Annotated in this window: 20 protein-coding genes and 2 tRNA genes; 16 read left to right on the top strand and 6 right to left on the bottom strand. The window is 70.0% G+C overall.

Going from position 1 to position 26140, the window contains the following annotated elements:
- Nucleotides 1–169 precede the first annotated feature (169 nt).
- The 10 genes from dnaA (at nt 170) to ACFYPN_RS19325 (ending at nt 13999) form a co-directional block, all read left to right on the top strand.
- Complete coding sequence (gene dnaA / locus ACFYPN_RS19370) at nt 170–1957, top strand: chromosomal replication initiator protein DnaA (protein ID WP_358761678.1); 1788 nt, start codon at nt 170–172, stop codon at nt 1955–1957.
- 1292 nt (nt 1958–3249) lie between these two features.
- Complete coding sequence (gene dnaN, locus ACFYPN_RS19365) at nt 3250–4380, top strand: DNA polymerase III subunit beta (protein ID WP_358761676.1); 1131 nt, start codon at nt 3250–3252, stop codon at nt 4378–4380.
- Nucleotides 4381–4538: 158 nt separating this feature from the next.
- On the top strand, nt 4539–5417 hold the full coding sequence (gnd, locus tag ACFYPN_RS19360) for a phosphogluconate dehydrogenase (NAD(+)-dependent, decarboxylating) (protein WP_358761674.1): 879 nt from the start codon (nt 4539–4541) through the stop codon (nt 5415–5417).
- A gap of 202 nt (nt 5418–5619) precedes the next feature.
- On the top strand, nt 5620–6744 hold the full coding sequence (gene recF, locus ACFYPN_RS19355; RefSeq protein ID WP_358761672.1) for a DNA replication/repair protein RecF: 1125 nt from the start codon (nt 5620–5622) through the stop codon (nt 6742–6744).
- 65 nt (nt 6745–6809) lie between these two features.
- Nucleotides 6810–7352, top strand: coding sequence for a DUF721 domain-containing protein (locus ACFYPN_RS19350; protein WP_389299857.1), 543 nt, complete (start codon nt 6810–6812; stop codon nt 7350–7352).
- A 462-nt stretch (nt 7353–7814) separates the two neighbouring features.
- Complete coding sequence (gene gyrB, locus ACFYPN_RS19345) at nt 7815–9884, top strand: DNA topoisomerase (ATP-hydrolyzing) subunit B (protein WP_358761670.1); 2070 nt, start codon at nt 7815–7817, stop codon at nt 9882–9884.
- Nucleotides 9885–9930: 46 nt separating this feature from the next.
- Nucleotides 9931–12558 carry a DNA gyrase subunit A gene (gyrA, locus tag ACFYPN_RS19340; RefSeq protein ID WP_389299596.1) on the top strand — a complete coding sequence of 876 codons (2628 nt, stop codon included), beginning with the start codon at nt 9931–9933 and terminating at the stop codon, nt 12556–12558.
- Between the two features lie 93 nt (nt 12559–12651).
- Nucleotides 12652–13218 (top strand): DUF3566 domain-containing protein, encoded by a 567-nt coding sequence (locus ACFYPN_RS19335; protein WP_266706619.1) that lies wholly within the window; start codon nt 12652–12654, stop codon nt 13216–13218.
- Nucleotides 13219–13289: 71 nt separating this feature from the next.
- Nucleotides 13290–13366: transfer RNA gene (locus ACFYPN_RS19330), tRNA-Ile, on the top strand.
- A gap of 90 nt (nt 13367–13456) precedes the next feature.
- Entirely contained in the window at nt 13457–13999 is a 543-nt protein-coding gene (locus ACFYPN_RS19325; RefSeq protein WP_389299593.1) for a GNAT family N-acetyltransferase, read from the top strand.
- A gap of 139 nt (nt 14000–14138) precedes the next feature.
- On the opposite strand, the gene ACFYPN_RS19320 is transcribed toward ACFYPN_RS19325, so the two are convergent.
- Nucleotides 14139–14498: a DUF6344 domain-containing protein gene (locus ACFYPN_RS19320; protein WP_358761664.1), complete on the bottom strand. Its 360-nt coding sequence runs from the start codon at nt 14496–14498 to the stop codon at nt 14139–14141.
- A 340-nt stretch (nt 14499–14838) separates the two neighbouring features.
- Between ACFYPN_RS19320 and ACFYPN_RS19315 the strand changes: the two genes are divergently transcribed.
- Both ACFYPN_RS19315 and ACFYPN_RS19310 read left to right on the top strand, forming a co-directional pair.
- Entirely contained in the window at nt 14839–14973 is a 135-nt protein-coding gene (locus ACFYPN_RS19315; protein WP_003958712.1) for a DLW-39 family protein, read from the top strand.
- 339 nt (nt 14974–15312) lie between these two features.
- Nucleotides 15313–16671 (top strand): hypothetical protein, encoded by a 1359-nt coding sequence (locus tag ACFYPN_RS19310; protein WP_389299591.1) that lies wholly within the window; start codon nt 15313–15315, stop codon nt 16669–16671.
- A gap of 30 nt (nt 16672–16701) precedes the next feature.
- On the opposite strand, the gene ACFYPN_RS19305 is transcribed toward ACFYPN_RS19310, so the two are convergent.
- On the bottom strand, nt 16702–18069 hold the full coding sequence (locus tag ACFYPN_RS19305; RefSeq protein WP_358761660.1) for a protein kinase: 1368 nt from the start codon (nt 18067–18069) through the stop codon (nt 16702–16704).
- A gap of 157 nt (nt 18070–18226) precedes the next feature.
- The gene (locus ACFYPN_RS19300) at nt 18227–18775 is read right to left on the bottom strand and encodes a DNA-binding protein (RefSeq protein WP_266706625.1); all 549 of its coding nucleotides are present in this window, start codon (nt 18773–18775) and stop codon (nt 18227–18229) included.
- 161 nt (nt 18776–18936) lie between these two features.
- On the opposite strand from ACFYPN_RS19300, the gene ACFYPN_RS19295 reads away from it, so the two are divergent.
- A tRNA-Ala gene (locus ACFYPN_RS19295) sits at nt 18937–19009 on the top strand.
- Nucleotides 19010–19359: 350 nt separating this feature from the next.
- Here the strand turns inward: ACFYPN_RS19295 and ACFYPN_RS19290 are convergent.
- Nucleotides 19360–19791: a MarR family transcriptional regulator gene (locus ACFYPN_RS19290; RefSeq protein ID WP_358761716.1), complete on the bottom strand. Its 432-nt coding sequence runs from the start codon at nt 19789–19791 to the stop codon at nt 19360–19362.
- A 59-nt stretch (nt 19792–19850) separates the two neighbouring features.
- On the opposite strand from ACFYPN_RS19290, the gene ACFYPN_RS19285 reads away from it, so the two are divergent.
- A complete protein-coding gene (locus ACFYPN_RS19285) occupies nt 19851–20237 on the top strand; it encodes a PPOX class F420-dependent oxidoreductase (RefSeq protein WP_358761658.1) in 387 nt (128 codons plus the stop codon).
- 1288 nt (nt 20238–21525) lie between these two features.
- On the opposite strand, the gene ACFYPN_RS19280 is transcribed toward ACFYPN_RS19285, so the two are convergent.
- On the bottom strand, nt 21526–22857 hold the full coding sequence (locus ACFYPN_RS19280) for a PP2C family protein-serine/threonine phosphatase (protein WP_389299588.1): 1332 nt from the start codon (nt 22855–22857) through the stop codon (nt 21526–21528).
- Between the two features lie 332 nt (nt 22858–23189).
- Nucleotides 23190–23900, bottom strand: coding sequence for a DUF5324 family protein (locus ACFYPN_RS19275; RefSeq protein WP_389299586.1), 711 nt, complete (start codon nt 23898–23900; stop codon nt 23190–23192).
- A 329-nt stretch (nt 23901–24229) separates the two neighbouring features.
- On the opposite strand from ACFYPN_RS19275, the gene ACFYPN_RS19270 reads away from it, so the two are divergent.
- Together ACFYPN_RS19270 and ACFYPN_RS19265 are read left to right on the top strand one after the other, a co-directional pair.
- Complete coding sequence (locus tag ACFYPN_RS19270; RefSeq protein ID WP_358761652.1) at nt 24230–24757, top strand: peptidylprolyl isomerase; 528 nt, start codon at nt 24230–24232, stop codon at nt 24755–24757.
- 200 nt (nt 24758–24957) lie between these two features.
- Nucleotides 24958–25863 carry a rhomboid family intramembrane serine protease gene (locus tag ACFYPN_RS19265; RefSeq protein WP_389299583.1) on the top strand — a complete coding sequence of 302 codons (906 nt, stop codon included), beginning with the start codon at nt 24958–24960 and terminating at the stop codon, nt 25861–25863.
- Nucleotides 25864–26140: the final 277 nt, after the last annotated feature.

The following is a 26140-nucleotide window of genomic DNA, read 5'->3' as shown; positions in this document are numbered from 1 at the left end:
CCCCCCGCTATACACAGGCTGTGGACAACAACTTGAACCGGGCGGGTCCGCGTGACTACCGTGGCTGAACTCCGGTTTCTTTTCGTTCCCCCCTGCCGGGCCCGACCCGACCCGACCCATTCCGTCCCGGGAACCACATATTCGTGGGACATGCGAGAGAGCGTGCCTTGTGGCTGACGTACCTGCCGATCTTGCCGCAGTGTGGCCACGCGTGCTGGAACATCTCCTCGGTGAGGGCCAGCAGGGCATCGAGCCGAAGGACAAGCAGTGGATCGAGCGCTGCCAGCCGCTCGCGCTGGTCGCCGACACCGCGCTGCTCGCCGTGCCCAACGAGTGGGGCAAGCGGGTCCTGGAGGGACGGCTCGCGCCGCTCATCAGTGAGACGCTGACGCGGGAGTGCGGTCGGCCGATCCGGATCGCGATCACCGTCGACGACTCGGTCGGTGATTCTCCGACCCCGCCGGCGCCGCCGCTGCACCAGACCCAGCAGGGCCGGCAGAACCACCGGTACCCGAACCCCTCCCACGACGAGCAGCAGCACGGCGACCCGTACGACACGTACGGTCACCGCCAGCAGGACGACGGAATGCCGACGGCCCGCCCCGCGTACCCGGATTACCAGCAGCGTCCCGAACCGGGCGCCTGGCCGCGCACCCAGGAGGACCTGTCCTGGCAGCAGCCCCGGCACGGCGGCTACCAGGACCGCGAACAGCAGGCGGACCAGTGGCGCGAGCCGTACGGCACCGGGCGCCCGCAGCAGCCCTCGCACGACTACCGTCCGCAGCCCCCCGAGCGTCAGGGGTACGACTCCCAGCGGTCCGAACGGCACGACCTCCAGGACCAGCAGCACCGCCCCGGCCGGAACGGCGGCGGGATGGCCGGCCCCGGCTCCCAGGCGTCCCCCGCGCCGGGACCGGGCGAGCCGCATGCCCGGCTGAACCCCAAGTACCTTTTCGACACCTTCGTCATCGGCGCCTCCAACCGGTTCGCCCACGCGGCAGCGGTGGCGGTGGCCGAGGCGCCCGCGAAGGCGTACAACCCGCTCTTCATCTACGGGGAGTCCGGGCTCGGCAAGACCCACCTCCTGCACGCCATCGGGCATTACGCGCGGAGCCTCTATCCGGGGACGCGGGTGCGGTACGTGAGCTCCGAGGAGTTCACCAACGAGTTCATCAACTCGATCCGTGACGGCAAGGGCGACACCTTCCGCAAGCGGTACCGCGACGTGGACATCCTGCTCGTCGACGACATCCAGTTCCTGGCGAGCAAGGAGTCGACGCAGGAGGAGTTCTTCCACACCTTCAACACGCTGCACAACGCGAACAAGCAGATCGTGCTCTCCTCCGACCGGCCGCCCAAGCAGCTGGTGACGCTGGAGGACCGGCTGCGGAACCGTTTCGAGTGGGGGCTCACCACCGATGTGCAGCCGCCCGAGCTGGAGACGCGGATCGCGATCCTGCGGAAGAAGGCGGTACAGGAGCAGCTCAACGCCCCGCCGGAGGTGCTGGAGTTCATCGCGTCCCGGATCTCACGGAACATCCGTGAGCTGGAGGGCGCGCTGATCCGGGTGACGGCGTTCGCCAGCCTCAACCGGCAGCCGGTGGATCTCGGCCTCACCGAGATCGTGCTGAAGGACCTCATCCCCGGCGGGGAGGACTCCGCTCCGGAGATCACCGCACCGGCGATCATGGCGGCCACGGCCGATTACTTCGGTCTGACGGTCGAGGACCTCTGCGGTTCGTCGCGCAGCCGCGTGCTGGTGACGGCCCGGCAGATCGCCATGTACCTCTGCCGCGAGCTGACGGATCTCTCCCTCCCGAAGATCGGCGCGCAGTTCGGCGGCCGTGACCACACCACGGTGATGCACGCGGACCGCAAGATCCGTGCGCTGATGGCGGAACGCCGGTCCATCTACAACCAGGTCACCGAACTCACCAACCGCATCAAGAACGGCTGACGCCCGCAGGCTCGCCGGCGCGGGTCCGCCCTGCCCGCGCAGCAGGACCCGCAGGTGCAGCCGTTCCCCTCACCTACGCGCACCGGGGTCGCGGACGCCCACCCGCAGGACCGCGTTCCCCGCCCACAGGGAGTGGACAACGAGGCGCCCCGCCAGACCTCTTCACGGTCCGGCGGGGCGCCTCTTCGTCGTCCCCCGTTGTCGTCCCACCGTTCCCGCTCCTCGCTCCTCGCTGGAAGAAAGGTCCCTCCCCCGGACCCCCGCCCCCGGAAACGGCAGACGCTGCTCACCCCTCCCCGCCGCTCTTCGATCCGGCACCGCGGATGTCACCGGGGCCGAGGCCCGGTCGCCCGCCGTCACTTCTCTCCGCGGCCTCCACACGATCGGCGAGGAGTCTCCGGCGACCGCCCGCGGCCCTCTCGCGGCGCCTGGAGGACCTGCAGCAGGGGCATTTCGGGGCCCACGGGAGTGCGCGGGGCCTTTCTCCGGGCGGGTGCGGGGCCTGTCGGTGTTCGAACAGAAGGTCACAGAAGCGCTGACACGGTGCTTCTCCACAGATGTGCCGGAAATCTTCCCTCCACAGCCTGGGGACTGGGAAGTTGTCCAGATTGCATCCACAGGGTGCGCTGTCGATACTCCATCAGGCCAGGTCAACTGCCTGGGGATTTGTGGTCAACCGTGATCCACAGCCTGTGGATAACAAATTTGTCCACAGGGGAGTCGCTGGGTTGTCCACCGCCAACTCACAGGATCGGCTCTCTTGTCCCCAGGGGGAACGTTCTTCTCCACACCTCTGTCCACTGTTCGGCAACACGACACCCCCCCTCACTGCCACGAGTGAAAGGCGTCACACCGAGGTGGTCGATTGGGCTGTGGGGAACCGGGGTAAAGCTGGGGACGGCCCTGGGGAGAAGTACCCCCGGCCTGTGCATCGGGTGTGCAGAACTTTCGTGTGTCCACAGAAGTGCCTGGTTATCCACGGACTGCACCCACAGGGTCGGTGGACAAAAAATAGGTTCTGACCTGGGAAAACGACGTTATCCACTGTTTCCACAGGGCCTACTACTACTACCCCTCAGAGTTAGCAAGGAATCAGCTTCGAAGTGGGGGCTGTGCACAACTTGGCCCGCCGAGCTTTCGGACCGCCTCGGGTGACTTGACCCCGAGCAGCAACGAGTGTCGGCGCCGTACGTCAGACTGGACCCCGGCGTCCTCCCCGGCCCCCCGGCCGACGGACCCGATTCGACGACGAGGCCAGCAGGGCGAGCGAGCAACAGCAGGAGGCGGTTCCGGTGAAGATCCGGGTGGAGCGCGATGTACTCGCGGAGGCGGTGGCCTGGGTGGCCCGCAGCCTCCCGGCCCGTCCGCCGGCGCCCGTCCTCGCGGGCCTTCTGCTGAAGGCCGAGGACGGTGCCCTCAGCTTCTCCAGCTTCGACTACGAGGTCTCCGCGAAGGTCTCGGTCGACGCCGAGATCGAGGAGGACGGCACGGTCCTGGTCTCCGGCCGCCTGCTCGCCGACATCTGCCGCGCCCTGCCCAACCGCCCGGTGGAGATCTCCACCGACGGTGTGCGCGCCACGGTGCTCTGCGGCTCGTCGCGCTTCACCCTCCACACACTGCCTGTGGAGGAGTACCCGGCGCTGCCGCAGATGCCGACCGCGACCGGCACGGTGCCGGGCGAGGTGTTCGCCTCGGCCGCCGCCCAGGTCGCCATCGCCGCGGGCCGTGACGACACCCTCCCGGTGCTCACCGGCGTCCGCATCGAGATCGAGGGCGAGACCGTCACGCTGGCCTCGACCGACCGCTACCGCTTCGCCGTCCGCGAGTTCCAGTGGAAGCCGGAGGACCCGGAGGCGTCCGCGGTGGCCCTGGTGCCCGCCAAGACGCTCCTGGACACCGCCAAGGCGCTCACCAGCGGGGACACGGTCACCCTGGCGCTCTCCGGCGCCGGCGCGGGCGAGGGTCTGATCGGTTTCGAGGGGGCCGGCCGCCGTACGACCACCCGTTTGCTCGAAGGCGATCTGCCGAAATACCGCACGCTCTTCCCGACCGAGTTCAACTCCGTCGCCGTGATCGAGACCGCCCCGTTCGTCGAGGCCGTCAAGCGTGTGGCCCTCGTCGCCGAGCGGAACACCCCGGTGCGGCTCAGCTTCGAGCAGGGCGTGCTCATCCTGGAAGCCGGTTCCTCGGACGACGCACAGGCTGTGGAGCGGGTCGACGCGGTGCTCGAGGGCGACGACATCTCGATCGCCTTCAACCCGACCTTCCTGCTGGACGGTCTGAGCGCCATCGACTCCCCGGTCGCCCAGCTCTCCTTCACCACCTCCACGAAGCCCGCCCTGCTCAGCGGCCGTCCGGCCGTGGACGCCGAGGCGAACGACGCGTACAAGTACCTGATCATGCCGGTCCGCCTCTCCGGCTGACCGGCCGCCCGTGCCGTGACCGGCACGAGGTACCCGTACCCATGACAGAGGATCCGGCGGGCAGGCTCGGCGCTGAGCTTGCCCGCCGCTCCGTGTCCCGGTGCCGGGCGTAGGCTCGGAGTCGGGAACGTATCGGCACAACGTTTAAGGAATCTCTGATGGAGCTCGGTCTCGTCGGCCTCGGCAAGATGGGCGGCAACATGCGCGAGCGCATCCGCCGCGCAGGCCACACCGTCATCGGTTACGACCGGAACCCGGACGTCGCCGATGTCCACAGCCTCGAAGAGCTTGTGGGCAAGCTGAAGGGCCCGCGGGTCGTCTGGGTCATGGTCCCGGCCGGCGCCGCCACGCAGTCCACCATCGACGAGCTCTCCGAGCTGCTGCAGCCCGGCGACATCGTCGTCGACGGCGGCAACAGCCGCTGGACCGACGACGAGAAGCACGGTGCCCAGCTGGGCGCCAAGGGCATCGGTTTCGTCGACTGCGGCGTCTCCGGCGGTGTCTGGGGCCTGGAGAACGGCTACGCCCTGATGTACGGCGGCAAGCCCGAGGACGTCGAGAAGGTGCAGCCCATCTTCGACGCGCTCAAGCCGGAGGGCGAGTTCGGTTCCGTCCACGCGGGCAAGGTCGGCGCCGGCCACTTCGCGAAGATGGTCCACAACGGCATCGAGTACGCCATGATGCAGGCCTACGCCGAGGGCTGGGAGCTCCTGGAGAAGGTCGACTCGGTCACCGACGTGCGTGAGGTCTTCCGCTCCTGGCAGGAAGGCACCGTCATCCGCTCCTGGCTGCTCGACCTCGCGGTCAACGCCCTGGACGACGACGAGCACCTCGACAGCCTCCGCGGCTACGCCGCCGACTCCGGCGAGGGCCGCTGGACGGTCGAGGCCGCGATCGACAACTCGGTGCCGCTGCCCGCGATCACCGCGTCGCTCTTCGCGCGCTTCGCCTCGCGGCAGGACGACTCGCCGCAGATGAAGATGATCGCCGCGCTGCGCAACCAGTTCGGTGGCCACGCGGTGGAGAACAAGAAGTAGTGCCGCACCCGGCAGTGTTTGCCCCCTGAGGAGCGGTGGTCGGTGCGTGCGATCGCCAGGCGGCCGGAAGTCCTGGTAGCGGAGCCACCAGGGCTTCCGGTCAACGCCGCGAGTGCGCGTGCCGACCACCGCGACGGGGCAAAGCTTGCCGGGCACGGCACTAGCACGCACGCACAGCAGGACGGACGGAAGGCCCGCGACCATGCACGTCACGCATCTCTCGCTGGCCGACTTCCGCTCGTACGCCCGGGTCGAGGTACCTCTCGACCCGGGCGTCACCGCGTTCGTGGGGGCCAACGGCCAGGGCAAGACCAACCTCGTCGAGGCGGTCGGCTATCTCGCCACCCTGGGCAGCCACCGGGTCTCCTCGGACGCCCCGCTGGTGCGGATGGGCGCCGAGCGGGCCGTCGTACGGGCCTCGGTGACCCAGGGCGAGCGCTCCCAGCTGATCGAGCTGGAGCTCAACCCAGGACGCGCCAACCGTGCCCGGATCAACCGGTCCTCGCAGGTCAGGCCCCGGGACGTGGTGGGCATCCTGCGGACCGTGCTGTTCGCCCCCGAGGATCTGGCCCTGGTCAAGGGCGATCCGGGTGAGCGGCGCCGCTTCCTGGACGAGCTGGTCACCGCCCGCTCCCCCCGGATGGCCGGTGTCCGCTCCGACTACGACCGCGTGCTGAAGCAGCGCAACACCCTGCTGAAGTCCGCCGCGATGGCCCGGCGCCACGGCGGCCGTTCCATGGACATGTCGACGCTCGACGTCTGGGACCAGCACTTGGCCCAGGTCGGCGCCGAGCTGCTGGCGCACCGGCTCGCCCTGATCGCCGTCCTCCAGCCGCTCACCGACAAGGCGTACGGCGACGTGGCCCCGGGCGGCGGCCCGGTGGGCCTGGAGTACCGCGGCTCGGTGGACGAGAACCCGGCGCGGACCCGTGAGGAGCTGTACGAGCAGCTGCTGGCCGCGCTCGCCGGCGTACGCAAGCAGGAGATCGAGCGGGGCGTGACCCTCGTCGGGCCGCACCGGGACGATCTGCTGCTGGGCCTGCGCGGGATGCCCGCGAAGGGGTACGCGAGCCACGGCGAGTCCTGGTCGTACGCGCTGGCGCTGCGGCTGGCCTCGTACGAGCTGCTGCGGGCCGAGGGGAACGAACCTGTGCTGGTGCTCGACGACGTCTTCGCCGAGCTGGACGCGCGGCGCCGCGAGCGCCTCGCGGAGCTGGTGGCCCCGGCCGAGCAGGTACTGGTGACGGCCGCGGTCGACGACGATGTGCCGGGGGTGCTCACCGGTGCCCGGTACGAGGTGGCGGCAGGCGAGGTGACCCGGCTGTGAGTGCGTCCGGAGACCGTGCGGAGGGAACCCCCGACGGCGCTGCGACCGGTGGTGCGGCCGGCGCTGTGGCCAAGGGTGGGCCGTCCGGCGGCAAGGTGCCCGAGCCGTCCGGGGTGGACCTGGCCCGGGTGGCGCTGCGGGCGGCGAAGGAGCAGGCGGCGGCCCGGGGTGCGGCCGTACAGCAGCGCAAGCAGGCCAGACGCGGAGGCGGACTGCGCTCCGGCGCGCGGTCGGACGGCCGGGACCCGCTGGCGCTCGGCTCGGCGATCAACCGGCTGATCACCGAACGCGGCTGGGAGACGCCCGCCGCGGTGGGCGGGGTGATGGGGCGGTGGCCGCAGATCGTGGGCGCCGACCTGGCCAAGCACTGCGTGCCCCTGAAGTACGACGAGGCTCCCGAGGCCCGGGTGCTGACCGTCCAGTGCACGTCGACCGCCTGGGCGACGCAGCTGCGTTTGCTCGCGCCCCAGTTGGTGGCGCGGCTCAACGCCGATCTCGGTCAGGGTACGGTCCGCGTGATCAAGGTGCTGGGCCCCGGCGGCCCGCAGCGCCGGTACGGTCCGCTGCGCGCGCCCGGATCGACCGGTCCCGGCGACACCTACGGCTGACCGTCCCCCGGTCCGCCGACGGGTCACTCGGTCGGAAACCCGCCGTGAGCTGGGCCTTGGCGGTCCGTCGAGGAGAAGTGACCGGGCCCGCCGTGCTCTCGGCGGGCCCTTCGCACTGTCCGGGGACCCGTACCGCCCGCCCGGCCCAGGCGGACCGGGGGCGTCCGGCTTGTTCCGTTCTGTGGTGGTTGAAACCTCCGGGGGCCGAGCGGGTGTCCCTCACCGTAGCGGGAGCTTGACAGGCGGAAGCGCTCAATGCCCGTGTGAGCCTCTCAGGGCCCCGTCCTGAATATGGGGAGTCGTCAGCCGTCGGTTCAGGGCGGCACATGCGGACTCAGGTGCCTCCAAACCCCCATTCGGGTCGGCGCTAGCGGTAGACTGACGAACAATCCCGCTACTGAGCGGGTGTCGTCGATTACCAGCCGAACGACGCAGCCGCTCCCGCCCGCCGGAGAACGGCCTGTGCTGTGCCAGAAAGGGCGCTTCGTGGCCGATTCCGGCAACCCCAACGAGAACAACCCGTCCACCGTCGGTGAACACGGCGAGGTCACCACCTCGTACGACGCCAGCGCGATCACCGTCCTCGAAGGACTGGACGCGGTCCGCAAGCGACCTGGCATGTACATCGGTTCGACCGGTGAGCGTGGGCTCCACCACCTCGTGCAGGAGGTCGTCGACAACTCCGTCGACGAGGCTCTCGCCGGGCACGCCGACACGATCGACGTCACGATCCTCCCTGACGGCGGGGTCCGCGTGATCGACAACGGGCGAGGCATCCCCGTCGGCATCGTGCCGTCCGAAGGGAAGCCGGCCGTCGAGGTCGTGCTGACCGTCCTGCACGCGGGCGGCAAGTTCGGCGGCGGCGGTTACGCCGTCTCCGGCGGTCTGCACGGCGTCGGCGTCTCCGTCGTCAACGCCCTCTCCACCCGTGTCGCCGTCGAGGTCAGGACGGACGGCCACCGCTGGACCCAGGACTACAAGCTGGGCGTGCCGACCGCACCCCTGGCGAAGCACGAGGCCACGGAGGAGACCGGCACCTCGGTCACCTTCTGGGCCGACGGTGACATCTTCGACACCACCGAGTACTCCTTCGAGACCCTCGCGCGCCGCTTCCAGGAGATGGCGTTCCTCAACAAGGGCCTCACGCTCAAGCTCACCGACGAGCGGGAGTCGGCGAAGGCGACCGTGGGTGCGGACGAGGCCGAGGCCACGGCGACCGCCGAGGAGCCGCCGGCGCGCACGGTCACGTACCACTACGAGGGCGGCATCGTCGACTTCGTGAAGTACCTGAACTCGCGCAAGGGTGACCTGATCCACCAGTCGGTGATCGACATCGAGGCCGAGGACAAGGAGCGCCTCCTCTCGGCCGAGATCGCCATGCAGTGGAACACGCAGTACACCGAGGGTGTGTACTCCTTCGCGAACACGATCCACACGCACGAGGGCGGTACCCACGAAGAGGGCTTCCGCGCCGCGCTGACCTCGCTGGTCAACCGGTACGCGCGCGACAAGAAGCTGCTGCGCGAGAAGGACGACAACCTCACCGGCGAGGACGTCCGCGAGGGTCTGACCGCGATCATCTCGGTGAAGCTGGGCGAGCCGCAGTTCGAGGGCCAGACGAAGACCAAGCTGGGCAACACGGAGGCGAAGACCTTCGTGCAGAAGGTCGTCCACGAGCAGCTCACGGACTGGTTCGACCGCAACCCGAACGAAGCGGCCGACATCATCCGCAAGGGCATCGCCGCGTCGACCGCCCGTGTGGCGGCCCGCAAGGCGCGTGACCTGACCCGCCGCAAGGGTCTGCTGGAGAGCGCGTCGCTGCCGGGCAAGCTGAGCGACTGCCAGTCGAACGACCCGACGAAGTGCGAGATCTTCATCGTCGAGGGTGACTCCGCCGGCGGTTCGGCGAAGTCGGGCCGCAACCCGATGTACCAGGCCATCCTGCCGATCCGCGGCAAGATCCTGAACGTCGAGAAGGCCCGGATCGACAAGATCCTCCAGAACACCGAGGTCCAGGCGCTGATCTCGGCGTTCGGTACCGGTGTGCACGAGGACTTCGACATCGAGAAGCTCCGCTATCACAAGATCATTCTGATGGCGGACGCCGACGTCGACGGTCAGCACATCAACACCCTGCTGCTGACGTTCCTCTTCCGCTTCATGCGCCCGCTGGTCGAGGCCGGTCACGTCTACCTCTCGCGCCCGCCGCTCTACAAGATCAAGTGGGGCCGGGACGACTTCGAGTACGCGTACTCGGACCGCGAGCGGGACGCCCTGGTGGCGCTCGGCAAGCAGAACGGCAAGCGGATCAGGGAAGACTCGATCCAGCGCTTCAAGGGCCTCGGCGAGATGAACGCCGAGGAGCTGCGCGTCACCACGATGGACGTCGACCACCGGGTGCTCGGCCAGGTCACCCTCGACGACGCGGCACAGGCCGACGACCTCTTCTCCGTGCTGATGGGTGAGGACGTCGAAGCACGGCGCTCGTTCATCCAGCGCAATGCCAAGGACGTCCGCTTCCTCGACATCTGAGTCGGCCGTACAAGCAAGCCGCCGCTCGAAAGGACTTTGACCAGCAATGGCCGACGAGAACACCCCTGTGACACCGGAAGAACAGCCTGCCGCGGCCGGTGTCGGCATGCGTGTCGAGCCCGTGGGGCTCGAGACGGAGATGCAGCGCTCCTACCTCGACTACGCGATGTCCGTCATCGTCTCGCGTGCGCTCCCCGACGTGCGGGACGGCCTCAAGCCCGTCCACCGCCGGGTTCTTTACGCGATGTACGACGGCGGGTACCGCCCCGAGAAGGGCTTCTACAAGTGTGCCCGCGTCGTCGGTGACGTCATGGGTACGTACCACCCGCACGGCGACTCCTCGATCTACGACGCCCTGGTGCGGCTCGCGCAGCACTGGTCGATGCGCATGCCGCTGGTGGACTCCAACGGCAACTTCGGTTCCCCGGGCAACGACCCGGCCGCGGCCATGCGGTACACCGAGTGCAAGATGATGCCGTTGTCGATGGAGATGGTCCGGGACATCGACGAGGAGACCGTCGACTTCAAGGACAACTACGACGGCCGCAACCAGGAGCCGGTGGTTCTGCCGGCGCGCTTCCCGAACCTGCTGATCAACGGTTCGGCGGGCATCGCGGTCGGTATGGCGACCAACATCCCGCCGCACAACCTCCGCGAGGTCGCGGCCGGCGCCCAGTGGTACCTGGAGCACCCCGAGGCCTCGCACGAGGAGCTCCTGGACGCGCTGCTGGAACGCATCAAGGGTCCGGACTTCCCGACCGGCGCGCTGGTCGTGGGCCGCAAGGGCATCGAGGAGGCGTACCGCACCGGTCGTGGCTCCATCACGATGCGCGCGGTCGTCGCCGTCGAGGAGATCCAGAACCGGCAGTGCCTGGTCGTCACGGAGCTGCCGTACCAGACCAACCCGGACAACCTCGCGCAGAAGATCGCCGACCTGGTGAAGGACGGCAAGATCGGCGGGATCGCGGACGTCCGCGACGAGACCTCCTCGCGCACCGGTCAGCGCCTGGTCGTCGTGCTCAAGCGCGACGCGGTCGCCAAGGTCGTGCTGAACAACCTCTACAAGCACACCGAACTCCAGACGAACTTCGGCGCCAACATGCTGGCGCTCGTCGACGGGGTGCCGCGCACCCTCTCGATCGACGCGTTCATCCGCCACTGGGTGACACACCAGATCGAGGTCATCGTCCGGCGCACGAAGTTCCGGCTGCGCAAGGCGGAGGAGCGCGCGCACATCCTGCGCGGCCTCCTGAAGGCCCTGAACGCCATCGACGAGGTCATCGCCCTCATCCGGCGCAGCCAGACCGTGGACGTCGCGCGGGAGGGCCTGATGGGCCTCCTGGAGATCGACGAGCTCCAGGCGAACGCGATCCTGGAGATGCAGCTGCGCCGACTGGCCGCGCTGGAGCACCAGAAGATCACCGCCGAGCACGACGAACTCCAGGCGAAGATCAACGAGTACAACGCGATCCTGGCCTCGCCCGAGCGGCAGCGCCAGATCGTCAGCGAGGAACTGGCCGCGATCGTCGAGAAGTTCGGCGACGACCGGCGTTCCAAGCTGATCCCCTTCGACGGTGACATGTCCATCGAGGACCTGATCCAGGAAGAGGACATCGTCGTCACGATCTCCCGTGGCGGCTACGTGAAGCGCACGAAGACGGACGACTACCGCTCGCAGAAGCGCGGCGGCAAGGGCGTACGCGGCACGAAGCTCAAGGAAGACGACATCGTCGACCACTTCTTCGTCTCCACGACCCACCACTGGCTGCTGTTCTTCACGAACAAGGGCCGGGTCTACCGCGCCAAGGCGTACGAGCTCCCGGACGCCGGCCGGGACGCGCGCGGTCAGCACGTGGCGAACCTGCTGGCCTTCCAGCCGGACGAGCGGATCGCCCAGATCCTCGCGATCCGCGACTACGAGGCGGCGCCCTACCTGATCCTGGCCACCAAGGGCGGCCTGGTGAAGAAGACGGCGCTCAAGGACTACGATTCGCCCCGTTCCGGCGGTGTCATCGCGATCAACCTGCGGGAGACCGCGGCCGGCAGCGACGACGAGCTGATCGGTGCGGAGCTGGTGTCGGCCGAGGACGACCTGCTGCTCATCAGCAGGAAGGCCCAGTCGATCCGGTTCACCGCGACGGACGACGCGCTCCGCCCGATGGGCCGCGCCACCTCGGGCGTCAAGGGGATGAGCTTCCGTGAAGGTGACGAGCTGCTCTCGATGAACGTCGTCCGGACCGGTACGTTCGTCTTCACCGCGACCGACGGCGGGTACGCGAAGCGCACCCCCGTCGACGAGTACCGCGTCCAGGGTCGTGGCGGCCTCGGCATCAAGGCCGCCAAGATCGTGGAGGACCGCGGGTTGCTCGTCGGGGCCCTGGTGGTGGAGGAGACGGACGAGATCCTCGCCATCACCCTCGGCGGTGGTGTGATTCGTACGCGAGTCAATGAAGTCAGGGAGACGGGCCGTGACACCATGGGCGTCCAACTGATCAATCTGGGCAAGCGGGATGCCGTCGTCGGCATCGCGCGCAACGCCGAGGCGGGCCGTGAGGCGGAAGAGGTCGATGGGACCTCGGAGGCCGAAGACGGTTCGGACGAGGCATCGGCCGAAGTTCTGGCCGAGGGCACTGTCGGGGGCACGGAGCCCTCGACCGGGGAGCACGAGGAGTAGAGCGTGAGTGGAGCCACGGGCGCCGATTCGGCCGCTTCTGGAGACGGAGCGAACGGTGCCCGTGGCCCTGCCACGGACTCCCAAGGGGGCACTGTGACGGACACTCGGGGCCCGCAGCCCCAGTACGAGGGCTACGCGAACGGGCCTCTGCCCGGGGAGCGGGAGCCCGCGCAGGGAACGGCGGGTCCGTACCACCCGCCGCAGGCGTACGAGTCGCCGGCTGGGGGCCGACAGGCCACCGGTGGGCAAGGCGTACGTCTGCCGCGGACAGGGGCGCGGACCACTCCGCGTACCCGTAAGGCACGACTGCGGGTGTCGAAGGCCGACCCGTGGTCGGTGATGAAGGTGAGCTTCCTGCTCTCCATCGCGCTCGGCATCTGCACCGTGGTCGCGGCCGCGGTCCTGTGGATGGTGATGGACGCCATGGGCGTCTTCTCCACCGTGGGCGGCACGATCAGCGAGGCGACGGGTTCCAACGAGAGCAACGGTTTCGACCTGCAGTCGTTCCTCTCGCTGCCGCGCGTCCTCATCTTCACGTCGGTCATCGCGGTGATCGACGTGGTGCTGGCCACCGCGCTGGCGACGCTGGGCGCCTTCATCTACAACCTGTCGGCGGGATTCGTGGGCGGCGTGGAGCTCACGCTGGCCGAGGACGAGTAACCCGCGGGCTATCGATTTTGGGACTGGCCCCGACGTGCGCTAATCTTCAGAAGTCAGCGCAGCAGCGCGGCGGGGCTATAGCTCAGTTGGTTAGAGCGCATCCCTGATAAGGATGAGGCCACAGGTTCAAATCCTGTTAGCCCCACCAGTACGAAGGCCCCCCACCGGAAACGGTGGGGGGCCTTCTGCATGAAAGGCCACGTACCGGCCCCACGTACAGGCCAAGGAGGCCCGCACCATGAGCAGTACCCCTGCGTCCCTTCCCGAGCGGATCGAGATCTCGGAGGAGGGACTCGTTCTCCGCGACTGGACGGAGGCGGACGTGGCTGTGATGCCGGAGTTGTTCGACCATCCCGACATCGCGTACTGGACTCCGATCGTCTCCCCCTTCGACGAGGCGGCAGCCCGCGCACGGCTGGATCTGGCCCGGCGGATACGGGCGGACGGCACCACGATCCTGCTCGCCGTCACCGTGGACGGCGGCGCACCGCTCGGCGAGGTGATGCTGCGCCGTGCTGCCGGGGGCGCGGAGATCGGCTACGCGATCGGCCCGGCGCACCGCCGCCAGGGTCTGGCGGTGCGGGCGGTCCGGGTGATGGCCGCGTACGCCTTCCGGGAGCTGGGCGCGGAGCGGCTGATCCTGGAACTGGAGGCCGAGAACGCGGCCAGCGTCGCCGTGGCGACCAGGGCGGGCTTCGGACTGCTCGACGTGCCTCTGATCACGGGGGAGGAGAAGGGACGTCCCTTCGCGCTGCAGACATGGGGGCTGAAGCGCCCGTGACCCCGCTGCCTCCCCCGGGGCCCAAGGGGGAGGCAGCGGGAGCGGCCGGGGTGGGAGTGGGGGCCGCCGGCCGCACGAGAAGGCCCCCGGCCGGTGGGTACCGGGCCGGGGGCCTGAAGTCCGTGGTGGTGCGGGGCCATCAGGGAGGGGGGAGCGGGGACTCGCCTTCCGTAGCCGCGTAGTTGGTGCGGGCGGCTTCGGTGCCGGGCGCGTTCGCGGTGTCGGCGGGCAGGTGCCTGGTGGCGGGTGAGGAGCCGTGCGCCTCGGCGCGGATGCGCTGCTTCATCGTGGGTGGCAGCGCCCTGTCACGCGGAAGGGTCCATCGGACCGACGGGGTGGTCGCGGTTGCCGCGGTCGCACCCGTGTGCTCCTGGGTCGTGTGCGTCGGCTGCTGCTCCGTGGCCGAGGCGTTCGCCGCGGCGAGGCCGAGGGAGGCGAGGAGGGCGAAGAAGGCGGTGATGAAGGCTGTCCAGAGGTTCTTGACCTTGAAGGCGCTCATGGCCCCTCACTTTCAGGTGGTCCGGTTTGCTTACCTTTCTGATGATGTGGATGAGGAAGCGCATTTCTGGGAGCGACGCCACCGGTGCGCCGATCTTCTGATGAACACCACTCGTATGGTGCAACCGGGCTGGTGGAACGCTCCGGGACCTCCCGAGGGGGGCGTCGGAGGGTGTGGCCCGGGTGTGGTCCGGGTGCGGTCCGGGGGTTCCGCCGGCCTCGGGGATCGCCCGATGCGGGGCCTTGGGCAGGGTCCCGGGCAGGTCACCGATCGGTATCGGCCGGTGTGTATAGTCGGGCGGCAGAAGTCCCTTAGAACCTAGGAAAGACGAGGTAGCGCGGTGAAGAAGCTTCTCCTGGTCGCACTGGCCGCCATCGGCGGGCTCCTCGTGTACCGCCAGATCCAGGCGGATCGCGCCGAGCAGGATCTGTGGACGGAGGCGACCGACTCCGTGCCCGCAGGTTCGGGCGTGTGAGACGACGCAGTCTGTGAGAAGCCCCGGCCGCCTGGCGGCCGGGGCTTCGTGCTGTCCGGGGCCCCTCAGTTGCTCGCTGCCCGCTGCCCGGGTCCGCTGCCCGGGTCCGCTCTCCGGCCCGTGGCCCGTCGCCCGGTTCCGCCGCCCGGCCCGCCGCCCGGCCCGTTGCCCGGAAACGGCAACGATCCGCGGTGCTCGCAGACAGCGGAGGGGCCCCCGGGGCAGGATGGACGCGCATCGCGACCGCCGTGGCGACGGGCGCTCCGGTGGCGTCGGCGCGGGGTCCGTGCAGGGGCAACCCGGGCGCGGGGCGGTCGCCGGGACGACGAGGGGGAGCGCGTGAAGAGGCAGATCGGCAGGGGCGTCCGGGCGGCGTCGGCGGCCGTCGCCGCAGTGTGTGCGGTACTGGCGCTCTCCGGGCCCGCGTACGCGCGCGACCCGGCCCCGTACGCCTTCGATCCGGGCGCGAAGCGGGTGACCGGGAGGGTGGCGAACGCCGACGCACCGGTGCTGGACGCCGGTTCGGTCTACCGCAGCTCGATCGGGCCCGGGGAGAAGCTCTACTACCGGGTGAACCTGGACGCCACCTCGAACGCGTACGTCTCGGCGGTCGTGGTGCCCAGGACTCCGGAGGGCGAAGTCGCCTACGGCGACGGGATCACCGTCTCCATCCGTGACCGCAACGACACGCAGTGCGGTGCGGAGGACGCCTTCGTCGGCTCGGCGGAGTTCGCGCGCCCGATGTCGGCGTACGCGGTCCGCACCGTCAAGGAGGGGAATTCGTACTGCCAGGAGGCGGGGGCGTACGACGTCCTGATCGAGCGCAAGGGCAAGGAGACCTCCTCCCCCGAGGTGTGGGACCTGGAGATCCGCCACGACGTCGAGCCCGCACTGAAGGCAGCCGGTTCCCAACCCACCACGGCACCCTCGGAGTTCGCTTCCGAGCCGCCCGCCCCGCTGCCCACGTCGGCCCCCCGCGCCGCCCGGTCCGGCGGCACCGGCTTCTACGACGCGACCGGTCTGGAACCGGGCGAGTGGAAGGACTCCGTATCGCCCGGTCAGACCCTCTTCTACCGGGTTCCGGTGGACTGGGGGCAGCAGCTCTTCGTCACCGCCGAGCTGAGCAACAACAACGCCTCGACCACTTTCCTCGGCAACGCGCTCTCCCTCTCGCTGGCGAACCCGGCGCGCGGGCACGTGGAGGGAGCCGTCCTCTCGTACTCCGGAAGGCCCGCTTCCGTCTCCCTCGACCCGCTTCCCCCGGTCGGCTGGAGCAACCGCTACGCCTCGGCGACCAACATCTCGGCCATGCGCTTCGCCGGTTGGTACTACGTGTCGGTCGGGCTGAGCCCGAAGGTCGCGGAGGAGTACGGCGCCGGGCCGATCAAGCTGACCCTGACCGTCCAGGTGAAGAACGAGGCGCAGGGGTCTCCGTACGCCGGTGCGGCCGGGATCTTCGGAGTCAGCGACGACGACCGGGACATGGCGCGCAGCGGCCGGAGTGCACCCGAGGCCGCGAGGAGCGCGACCATGCGGCTGGTCGGAGTGGCCGGGATCGGCGCGGGGACGGTGCTGGTGCTGGGCCTGGGCGTCTGGACGCTGCTGGCCCGGCGCGGGCAGGGAGCGGGGGTGCCGGCGGCTTCCGGAGGGACCGCCCGGCAGCCCTCGCCGTACGGAGAGCCGCCGCAAGCTCGGTAGTGGCCTGGCGCTCGGTGAACTCGCCCGCTGTCAGGCCTGAATGAGGGCCCAGATGCCCACGGCGAAGCAGAGCAGCGCGACCAGCAGGACCGGAACCGCCACCTTCCGGGACGGCCCGGGACGCGGCGTACGGGCCGGGAGGCCGGTGGGTGCGGGGGCTGTTTCCGCCGGGCCCGCGGGATAGCCGTGGGGAGCCGTGTAGCCGCGTGTCGGCGCGGGCCGGTGGGGCAGCGGGGCGGTCTCGGTGCCGGTGGGGGGCGGCGACGGGGCAGGGGCCTGGGCCCGCGCCGGGTCGGGGCCGGGGTGCCGGGGCGGCGGGGGCGCCAGATGGAAGCTGCCGGTCTCCGACATGGACACCGGAGGCGACATCGATACCGGAGGCGGCATGGACACCGGAAGCTGCCCAGGGGGCTGGTGGGCCGCCGCGGGTTCCTGGTGCGGGAGTTGGCCGGGTCCGGCACTCCCCGCAGCGTACGGCGGTGCCTGGAGGGCCGTCGGCGGACCGCTGAGCGGACCGCTGAGCGGACCGTCCGGGCCGAACCCGTCCGGGAGTGGCCCGATCTGATCGAACACCTCCACGGGATCCTCGTCGGCAGGAGCCTCCGGCAGCATCTCCACAGCCGCGGCCAACGCCTTGCGGGCCCCGTTCGCGGTACGGAAACGGGCCTGCGGGTCGGGTTGGAGCAGCCCGGCGAGCACCTGCCAGAGGGGCTCGGGTACGCCCTGTGGGGCGCCGGGGGTGCCGTGGGCGACGAAGTGCTCGACGATCGCCCGCGAGTCGGGCTTCCGGCCGTGGAGGAGGTAGAGCGCGACGAGCCCCACCGCGAAGAGGTCGGCGGGGAAGTCGGGCTCGGCGCCCAGCATCTGTTCCGGAGCGAAGTAACCCGGGGTGCCGACCACGTAGTTGGTCTCGGTCAGCCGGGGTTCGCCCTTGCGCATCGAGATGCCGAAATCCGACAGCCGGAGGTGCGGGCGCCCCGAACCGGTCGCTTCCATGAGGATGTTGGCGGGTTTGATGTCGCGGTGGACCACGCCCTCGGCGTGCACGGTCGACAGCCCCGAGAGCAGCTGGTCGAGCAGGAGAGAGACGAAGCGGGGCGGCAACGGCCCGTAGTCCCCGATGACATGGGCCAGGGAACCCCCGCTGACCAGATCCATGGTGAACAGGACCTTGTCGTCGTCGGCCGCCCAGCTGGCGGGCGCGAGCACATGGGGATGCTCGATGCGCAGCGCCTGCTCGCGCACGAAGCGCAGGAGCGTGTGCGCGTCGCTCTGCTGGAGCACCTTGGCCGCGACGTACCTGCGGCGCCGGTGGTCCCACGCGCGCCAGACGGCGCCCACGCCGCCGCGTCCGATCGGATCGACCAGTTCGTACCGGCCGGCGAATACCTCACCCATTGCGCTGTGTCCGCTCCCAGTCCTGTGCCGGATGGTGCCGAGTGCCGGAACTCCGGACGCGTGCCGGTGCCAGGACATCGGGTGAGCCCCTGGCACCGGTGTGCGGCTGCGCCTGGCGCTGCTGTGCCGCTCCCGGCGAGCTGTGCCGGTCGCGGCGCTAGTTCTGGTGTCCCTCGTAGTGCGCGACGGCGTCCGCGGTGCGGCCCGCGCCGTACACCCGGAGGAACTCTGCCAGTTCGGGGTGGGTCGGGGCGAGGGAGTCGGCCGCGTCGATGATGTCGCCGGCCGCCGAGACCGACCGCAGCAGCGACTGGATCTCGCGGACGACACGGCGGACGGTGGGTGCTCCGCCGGTGGTCGTGGTCTGGCCGGTGCTGGACAGAACCGATCCTCCTTGGGACTTCTTGACCTGGTCCATCCGGTCGGTGGCCTCGCCCGCGCTGACGCTGCCGTCCGCGACCTGGACCGCGAGTTCCTGGAGCGCCTGGACGCGCTGGACCACCGCGGGGTTGCCGATCTTGGCCCGCTGGCCGCTCATCAGCTGGGAGAGCATGGGTGCGGACAGCCCGAGTACGGCCGCGAGCCGGGCCTGGTTCAGGCCAAGATCATCTATCAGTCGGCGGAAGAGCGCGCCGAGCGGCTCCCCGTACCAACTGCGCTGGAGTTCCCTGGCTCTTGCGGTGGCCTCTTGCTGCGCTGCGTCCATCACGCCTCCCCTTCGCTGCTGCGAACCTAGTCGGACATCTTACGGAGAGTGGTCGTCCCCCGGGAGTCCCCATCTCTTTGTGGGAAACCTGCCCGGACCCGGTACTCTGGTCTGCGACGGGCGCCCCGCGTACGAATCGTGGACGGCGGCGTTTGTTGTTCGGGGCCTTAGCTCAGTTGGTAGAGCGCTGCCTTTGCAAGGCAGATGTCAGGAGTTCGAATCTCCTAGGCTCCACCCCGTAAGACCCCTTTGACCCGCAGAAATGCAGTCAGAGGGGTCTTTTTCATCCCCGTCTCCCGTGCTGGCGAGCGGCAGTCGGGGGCTCGGTTCTCCGGGAGTCCCGGGGCGCGCTGCCGCGCTTCGCTCTCCCGCAGCCCTCCCGGCCCCGGCCGGGGCGGCCCGTCCCCGTCGTTGAGGATGGCCGGGGCGAGCGATCCGGTGCGAGCGATCCGGTGCGAGCGATTCGGTCCGAGCGATCCGGTGCGGGGGGGACGAAAGGGGGCTCTTGTCCCGGTCCTCCGGCGTTTTCGCAGCGTTCTCGCAGGTCAAGAGAGAGCGCGCCATCCGGGTGGAGTCGATGCGCGTCACACGGCGTCGTCGCGGATTGCCGAAACGGCCCGTGCGAGCAGCGACCGGAGCAACTCCCTTTCCTCCGGGCTGAACTGGTCCGAGATGCGCCGCTCGATCTCCACGGCGCGCACATCGGCGGCCTCGAACGCCTCGATCCCCTTCCGGGTCAGTTGCGTCTCCAGTACGTTGCGGTGCCAGGGGTGCGGGGTGCGCGCGACGAGGCCACGCTCGTGGAGGTTCTTCAGTACTACGTTCATCGCCTGCGGGGTCACCAGACAGGCCCGCGCCAGCGCGGCTGCGGAGATGCCGGGCGATCCGTTCAGCCCCAGCAGTGCCGCGTACTGCGGAACCGTCAGCCCGGCCGTCTTCATCACGGCGCTCTTGGCGGCGATGAGCTCCTGTTCGGCGCGCTTGATGTCGAGGCCGAGGCGATCCTCGGGGGGCATGGTCACGTATTGAGCATACGGGGTTGAGTATCGTCAAAGGATTGATAACGTTCAACACCATGACGATTCCTGAGAGCCACCTCGACCTGCTCACACGTCCGCTCTTCGTCCACCTCGCCACCACGGGCCCGCGCGGAATCCCGCACGTCAACCCGGTCTGGGCGATATGGGACGGCGAGTTCCTGCGCTTCACCACGAGCACCGACCGCCGCAAGCACAAGAACGTCGCAGCCGACCCGCAGGTCTCCATCTCGGTGAACGACCCTGACCACCCCTACCGCTATCTGGAGGTGCGCGGCGTGATCGAGCGCATCGAACCGGACACCGACGGCGCTTTCTTCGACGTCCTCGCCCAGCGGTACGGTCTGGAGTACGAGGCCCCGGTCAGTGACGCAGAGCGCCGTGTGGTGCTGGTGATGCGACCCACCCACACCACTTCCCAGTGACCCGCAGGCGCCCCTCGCCGCCCACCTGAAGGGCTTCGCCCCTGATGCGGGCCGTCCGGTCCCTCGAACTTCCGCGTCCTCGACCCCTTCGAGCCAGTGGACCGGCCTCATCGACGGCCCCCTCGGAATCGTGATGACGCGCTGACGCGGACGTGTGGACGCGGTGCCCCCAACGCCCCCCTGTGCGGGGCTCGATGGAGCGAGTCCCGCACAGGGGGGCGTTGCCTTGCTGCGGTTCTCCTGAGCCCTGTGGCCCTGCATGCATCCGCCGAACCGGACGGGCCACCGAGCACCGAGCGCCGAGCTCCGACCACCCACCACCGGGTTCCGGCCACCAAGCTCCGACCACCGGTCAGGACCCTGCCTCCGCGGAGTCCGGTCCACTGGCGCTGCCGTGGAGGAGCAGGACCCGATCGGTGGTCCCCACCAAGGCGGCTGCTCCAGCAGCGGGCCGGAGCACGGCGTCTCCGGCACTCGCAGCTCCGGCACTCGCAGCTCCGGACGATCCCGTCCCTCAGACCGGCCATCGGCGCTCAGGCCCGGACCACCCGGTGGCCGCCGCCGGTATCCGCCGGTATCCGCCGGTATCCGCCGCGGCATCCAGCGCTGACACCCGCCGACAGTGAGATGAAAGAACGCTGCGTTAGCGTCCCCTCTGGTCAGCCGGAGTCTTCCTCGGGGTGCACCCACCGCAGAGCGCGGAGTTCGTCGCACTCCTCATCTCGGCCGGGAGGCTCTCGCTTCTCGTACGCGGTCGTGGCCCGCCCGGCCTGGTCCTGCCCCCACCCCGTCCACGGGCGTCTCTGTGCCGTGTGCCGGAGACATGCGCCCCCGACATCCTCCCTCCCCCCTCGTGCCGCGACGGGACCCGCGAGGACGCCTTCCGGCACATCCGGTCGGAGGGCCGTCCGGCCCGTGGGCGGCTCGTCGAACGCGGCGGACTCCCCCGGAGGGCCGCGGGACCACGCCGTGACCCGGCTGCTCGACGACGAACGCGTCACCGAGGCGCATGCGGAGGCGGCGGACCGGGCTCGGGCAGCGTCCGGCCCGCGGCGGTGCTCCGTATGGTCCCCGGCTTCCGCTACGCCCACGTCTCGCACGGCATCCGGGCGAGGATCGTCATCGGCGGACTGCGGTGCGGTGCCGGGGCCCCGGGGAGACGCGGGCGAGCTCGGGCACACCCAGATGCCGGGACACTCCGAGAGGTGTGCCGCGCGCTCCGGCGCGCCACCGGTCTCGGTGCCGTCTCCGGCGGTGGTGTCTCCGGCGGTGCTGCCGCAGGGGGGTGTCAGCCGGGCGGCTCGGTGGAGTCCTGGCGGCCGGGCAGGGCGGTGGTGGACGGGGAGATCTCCGTCCACCGGGTGAGGGACAGCACCGACGGGACGGACTCCGCGGAAGGAGCCGCAATCCGTACGGCGAAGATCGTGGTGTCGTCATGGAGCCGTCCGTAGACGTGCCGCAGCATCCGGTCCCGTACCGCCCTGACCAGGCGGTACGGGGAATCGGCGAGCTGCGGGTCCTCGGCCACGGCCGCCTCCAGCGCCTCGGCCAGCGGGAAGAAATCGCCCGCCCGGTCCCGGGCCTCGGTCACCCCGTCCGTGGTGAGCAGCAGGGTCTCGTCCTCCGCGACGGGTACCCGGTACGGCCCCGCGGACCGCTCCGACACCGCGGCCAGCTCGCTGAGGCCGAGCGGGAGCCGGCTGCTGTCGGCGTCCAGTCGGCGGACCCCACGTGCGCTGACCGCAAAGGGCGGATCATGGCCGAAGTTGATGACGTCGATGTACCCGTCGGCCGAACCGGGCGGCGGAAAGTCCAGCAGGACGGCGGTGGCGAACCGGTCGCCGTCCTTGTAGCCCATCGCCTGCTCGTACAGCCGGTTGCGCTCCATCCTGATCTCCATGCGCTCGGCCACCACCCGTAGGTCCGGTTGGTGGAACCCCGCCTCGCGGAAGGTGCCCAGCAGGTTGGCGGCCACCGCGACGGCGCCGAGGCCCTTGCCCTGTACGTCACCCAGGAGGGCCCGGGTTCCCCAAGGGCTCGGCTGGATGTCGTAGAAGTCGCCGCCGAGCCGGGCTTCCGCGTCGGCGGGCAGGTAGATGTGCGCATGGAGCAAGCCGCCCCAGCTGGGCGGGAGCGGCCGGATCACGGTTGCCCGCGTGGTATCCGCGACGTTCTGGACGGAGAGCGCGCGCCGCTCCCCCCGGCGGCGCAGCCAGGCTGCCGCGACGGCGAGCAGCCCACCCGTGGAGACGAGGATGAAGTCGGGCAGGCCCGCGCGGAACTCGTGCTCCCACGCCTGGTCGACCACGGCGTAGGCGACCACCGCGGCGACCGCGAAGAGCGCGGTGGTGCCGACCGGGCAGAGAGCGGCGGCCACGACCGGGACCACCACGAGCCACGAGAGCACCCGGAAGTCGCCGGAAGTGTTCCAGTCGGCGAAGCAGACGACCACGAGCAGCGCGAGGGGCAGCAGCCAGCCGAGCCGGCGGCGCGGCCGGCCGAGGATCACCACCAGCGCCCGGTCCAACTGAGGCTGCCGCCGGAAGAGCCCGCTCCCGTGGGGAGGGGAGACCGGATCGGATTCCGGTGGGGAGGCGTGCGGAGAGGAACGGAAGGGCACCCGGCCAGCGAATCATGGTCTGCGACGCCACGCATCCGCGCGTCGGGGCATCTGCCCGCCGTGCCGGAGACGCGCTCCGGGAGGGCTCGCGGGGAGGAGGCCGGAGGGCTCGCGGGGAGGAGACCGGAGGGGGCCGCGGGGAGGAGACCGGAGGGGGCGCGGGGGGAGACCGGAGGGGGGCGCGGGCGGATACGCCCGAGGGGCGTCGGACGACGCTGTGGTCGTCCGACGCCCCTCGATGAGGCGGAGACTCTGGAGCACTGAGCGAGAGGGGGAGCGCGCCGTTTCACGTGAAACACGGGACGGCGCGGAGGAGGATTCGGGCGTACGGCTCAGAGCCGATCGGGGCCGTTCTTCCCTTCCGGGCCACCGGCCTCCGCCTCAGCCTGCTTCGCCCTGACGTCGGGGTCCAGGTCAGTGCCGTCGACCGAGGGCAGGGGCGCCTGGGCGTCCCCGACCTCGGTGGGCTCCGACGGCTCCACCAGCCAGTCCGGGTTGGCCTGCCGGTCCCACCAGCGCCAGGCGGCGTAGGCGCCCCCGGCGGCCATCGAGAGGACGAGGAATCCCTTGACGAATCGACCGGTCTTCGCCCGGCGGGCGTTCTTCCTGGCGAGCCGGTTGATGTCCTTGGCGGTGACCTGTCCGCGCAGGGCGGCCAGAGCCGCTGCGCTGCGTACCTGGGCCTCCTCGGCGACAGGGGTGGCCGCCGCCACCGCGTACTCGAAGCGGGGCATCGTGTACTCGGCCGCGTTCTTGGCCGCCTTGCGGGTCCGTACGGCGGCGCCCCGGGCCACGTCGTCGACCTTCGGGGGGACGTGGGCCAGAGCCTGGTCGATACGCGGCGCGACATGCGCGACGTACTGCACGCGGGCCTGCTGCGCCGCAGCCGACACCTTGGGTGCGAGACGCGCACGAGCCTCGTTGGCGTAGTGCGCGGCCTGGATCTTGGCTGTGTCGGCGTAGGGCGCCACCGCTTCCGCGGCGTGCTGCGCGCTTTCCTTCGCCGAGTCGGTTGCGGCGCGCACGCTGTCAATGCGGGTCACGGGATCCTCCTCCTTGGTGGCGGGTAGGTACTCCGCCTGTCCGCCCATGCCGAAATCATGCCTGCGGAGGTTCTGCGCGGCATGCGGAACGGGCATCCGGGTCATGGGACACATGCGATGAATCCGAATCATGGAGTGCGTGGACGACGATGCCACGGTTCAGGTGGGGGCGCGCCGCACGGCCGCCTGCCCGCAGGGGTGTGTCCCGGCGAAGCTCCCGGACGGGGCACGGGGAGAAGCGGCCTCCGCGGCCACTCCGCAGGGGAAGCCCGCCGTGCGAGGATCGGGGAGTTTCACCGCGCAGACCGAGGATCGATGGAAGGCAGACCGTGGCCGAGCAGCTGTACGCCACCCTGAGGACGAGCCAGGGCGACATCGAGATCCGGCTTCTGTCGAACCACGCCCCCAGGACCGTCCGGAACTTCGTCGACCTCGCCACCGGTGCCCGTGAGTGGACCCACCCGGCGACGGGCACCCGGTCCGCCGGCCGGCTCTACGACGGAACGGTCTTCCACCGGGTCCTGGAGAACTTCATGATCCAGGGCGGAGATCCGCTGGGGAACGGCACCGGTGGGCCCGGATACGAGTTCCCGGACGAGTTCCATCCCGACCTCGCGTTCACCCGTCCCTATCTGCTGGCCATGGCCAATGCCGGACCGGGCACCAATGGTTCGCAGTTCTTCCTGACCGTTTCGCCCACCGCGTGGCTGACGGGCAAGCACACGATCTTCGGTGAGGTTCCGGGTGCCGCCGGCCGCAAGGTCGTGGACGCGATCGCGTCGCTCCCGGCGAACCCGCGGACGAACCGGCCGCTTCAGGACGTCGTACTGGAGTCGGTCGTGGTCGAGCTGCGTTGAGCCGCTGAGCCGCTGAGCCGCTGAGCCGCGGAGCCGCGCCGCCGGTCCGACCGCCCGCCCGCCCGTCCGCCCGTTCGTCCGTCCGTCCCGCGATGTTCTCCGCGCGGGGAACCATCGGGGGTGTTGGTCCGTACGGTTACATAACGGACCAGGACTGGCAGTGACAGGACTGGCAGCGACGGACCGAGAGGTCGAGGCCGATGGATCAGCAGCCGCCAGCAGACCGCGACCCGTCCGAAGGGGACGGGGCGACGCGGTACTGCTACCGCCATCCGGACCGCAGGACCGGAATCCGCTGCACCCGGTGCGAGCGGCCCATCTGCACCGAGTGCATGATCAGTGCCTCCGTGGGTTTCCACTGCCCGGAGTGCGTCCGGAGCGGAGCGGGTACGGGCCACCACCCGGCCGCCGCGCGGCCTCGTACGCTCACCGGAGGCGCGGTGGCGGCCGATCCCCGGCTGGTCACGAAGATCCTGCTCGCGATCAATGTGGCGGTCTTCGCCGCTGTGTGGCTGACCGGCAGGTCGTGGCTGGTCGAGGACCTGATGCTGGTGGGCCGTGCCTGGGACCCCCAGCCGTTCCCCGGCGGCTTGACGGGTGTCGCCGAGGGCCAGTGGTACCGCCTGCTCACCTCGGTCTTCCTCCACGAGGAGCTGCTGCACATCGCCTTCAACTTGCTGGGGCTGTGGTGGCTGGGCGGGCCTCTGGAGGCAGCGCTCGGTCGGCTCCGCTTTCTGGCGCTCTACCTGCTGTCGGGGCTGGCGGGCAGCGCGGTCACCTACTGGATGAGCGCGCAGAACCAGGGGTCCCTGGGAGCGTCGGGGGCCGTCTTCGGTCTTTTGGGCGCCACCGTCGTGCTCATGCGGCGGATGAACTACGACCTGCGGCCGGCCCTCGTCATCCTGGCGCTGAACGTGCTCTTCAGCCTGCGGCCCGGCGTCGCATGGCAGGCCCATCTGGGTGGCCTGGTCGCCGGCACGCTCATCGCCGTCGCCCTGGTGCACGCACCCCGCGCGCGGCGGAACCTGGTGCAGTTCGGGGCCTGTGCGCTGGTGTTGGTGGTGTCGGTTGTGATCGTTCTTGCTCGCACTGCGGCGCTGACCTGACACATTCTGTCCACTCCTGGGGCGAGGTTATCCACAGAGCGGGACTGTGAGGCAGCACAGAGTGGGCACGCCTGTTCGTGCTGTCGCTGAACAGGGTATTTCTGGTCCGGAAAGGCCCTACAGCCTCCCTCGATGAGGGAGGCTGTAGTCACACCGGCGTCAACTTCGACCTTGGTTATCCACAGATCGTCTGACCTTTTCCCCTGCCTGTGGATAACTCTGTGGGTAACTTCAGGGCAGGGCTTGCGGGCAGAGCTGCCGGCCGGGGTTTGCGGTC

The organism is Streptomyces sp. NPDC005576, from assembly GCF_042871745.1.
In the GTDB taxonomy this organism is placed as follows: Bacteria; Actinomycetota; Actinomycetes; order Streptomycetales; family Streptomycetaceae; genus Streptomyces.
This window is presented reverse-complemented; position numbering and strand designations above follow the sequence as displayed.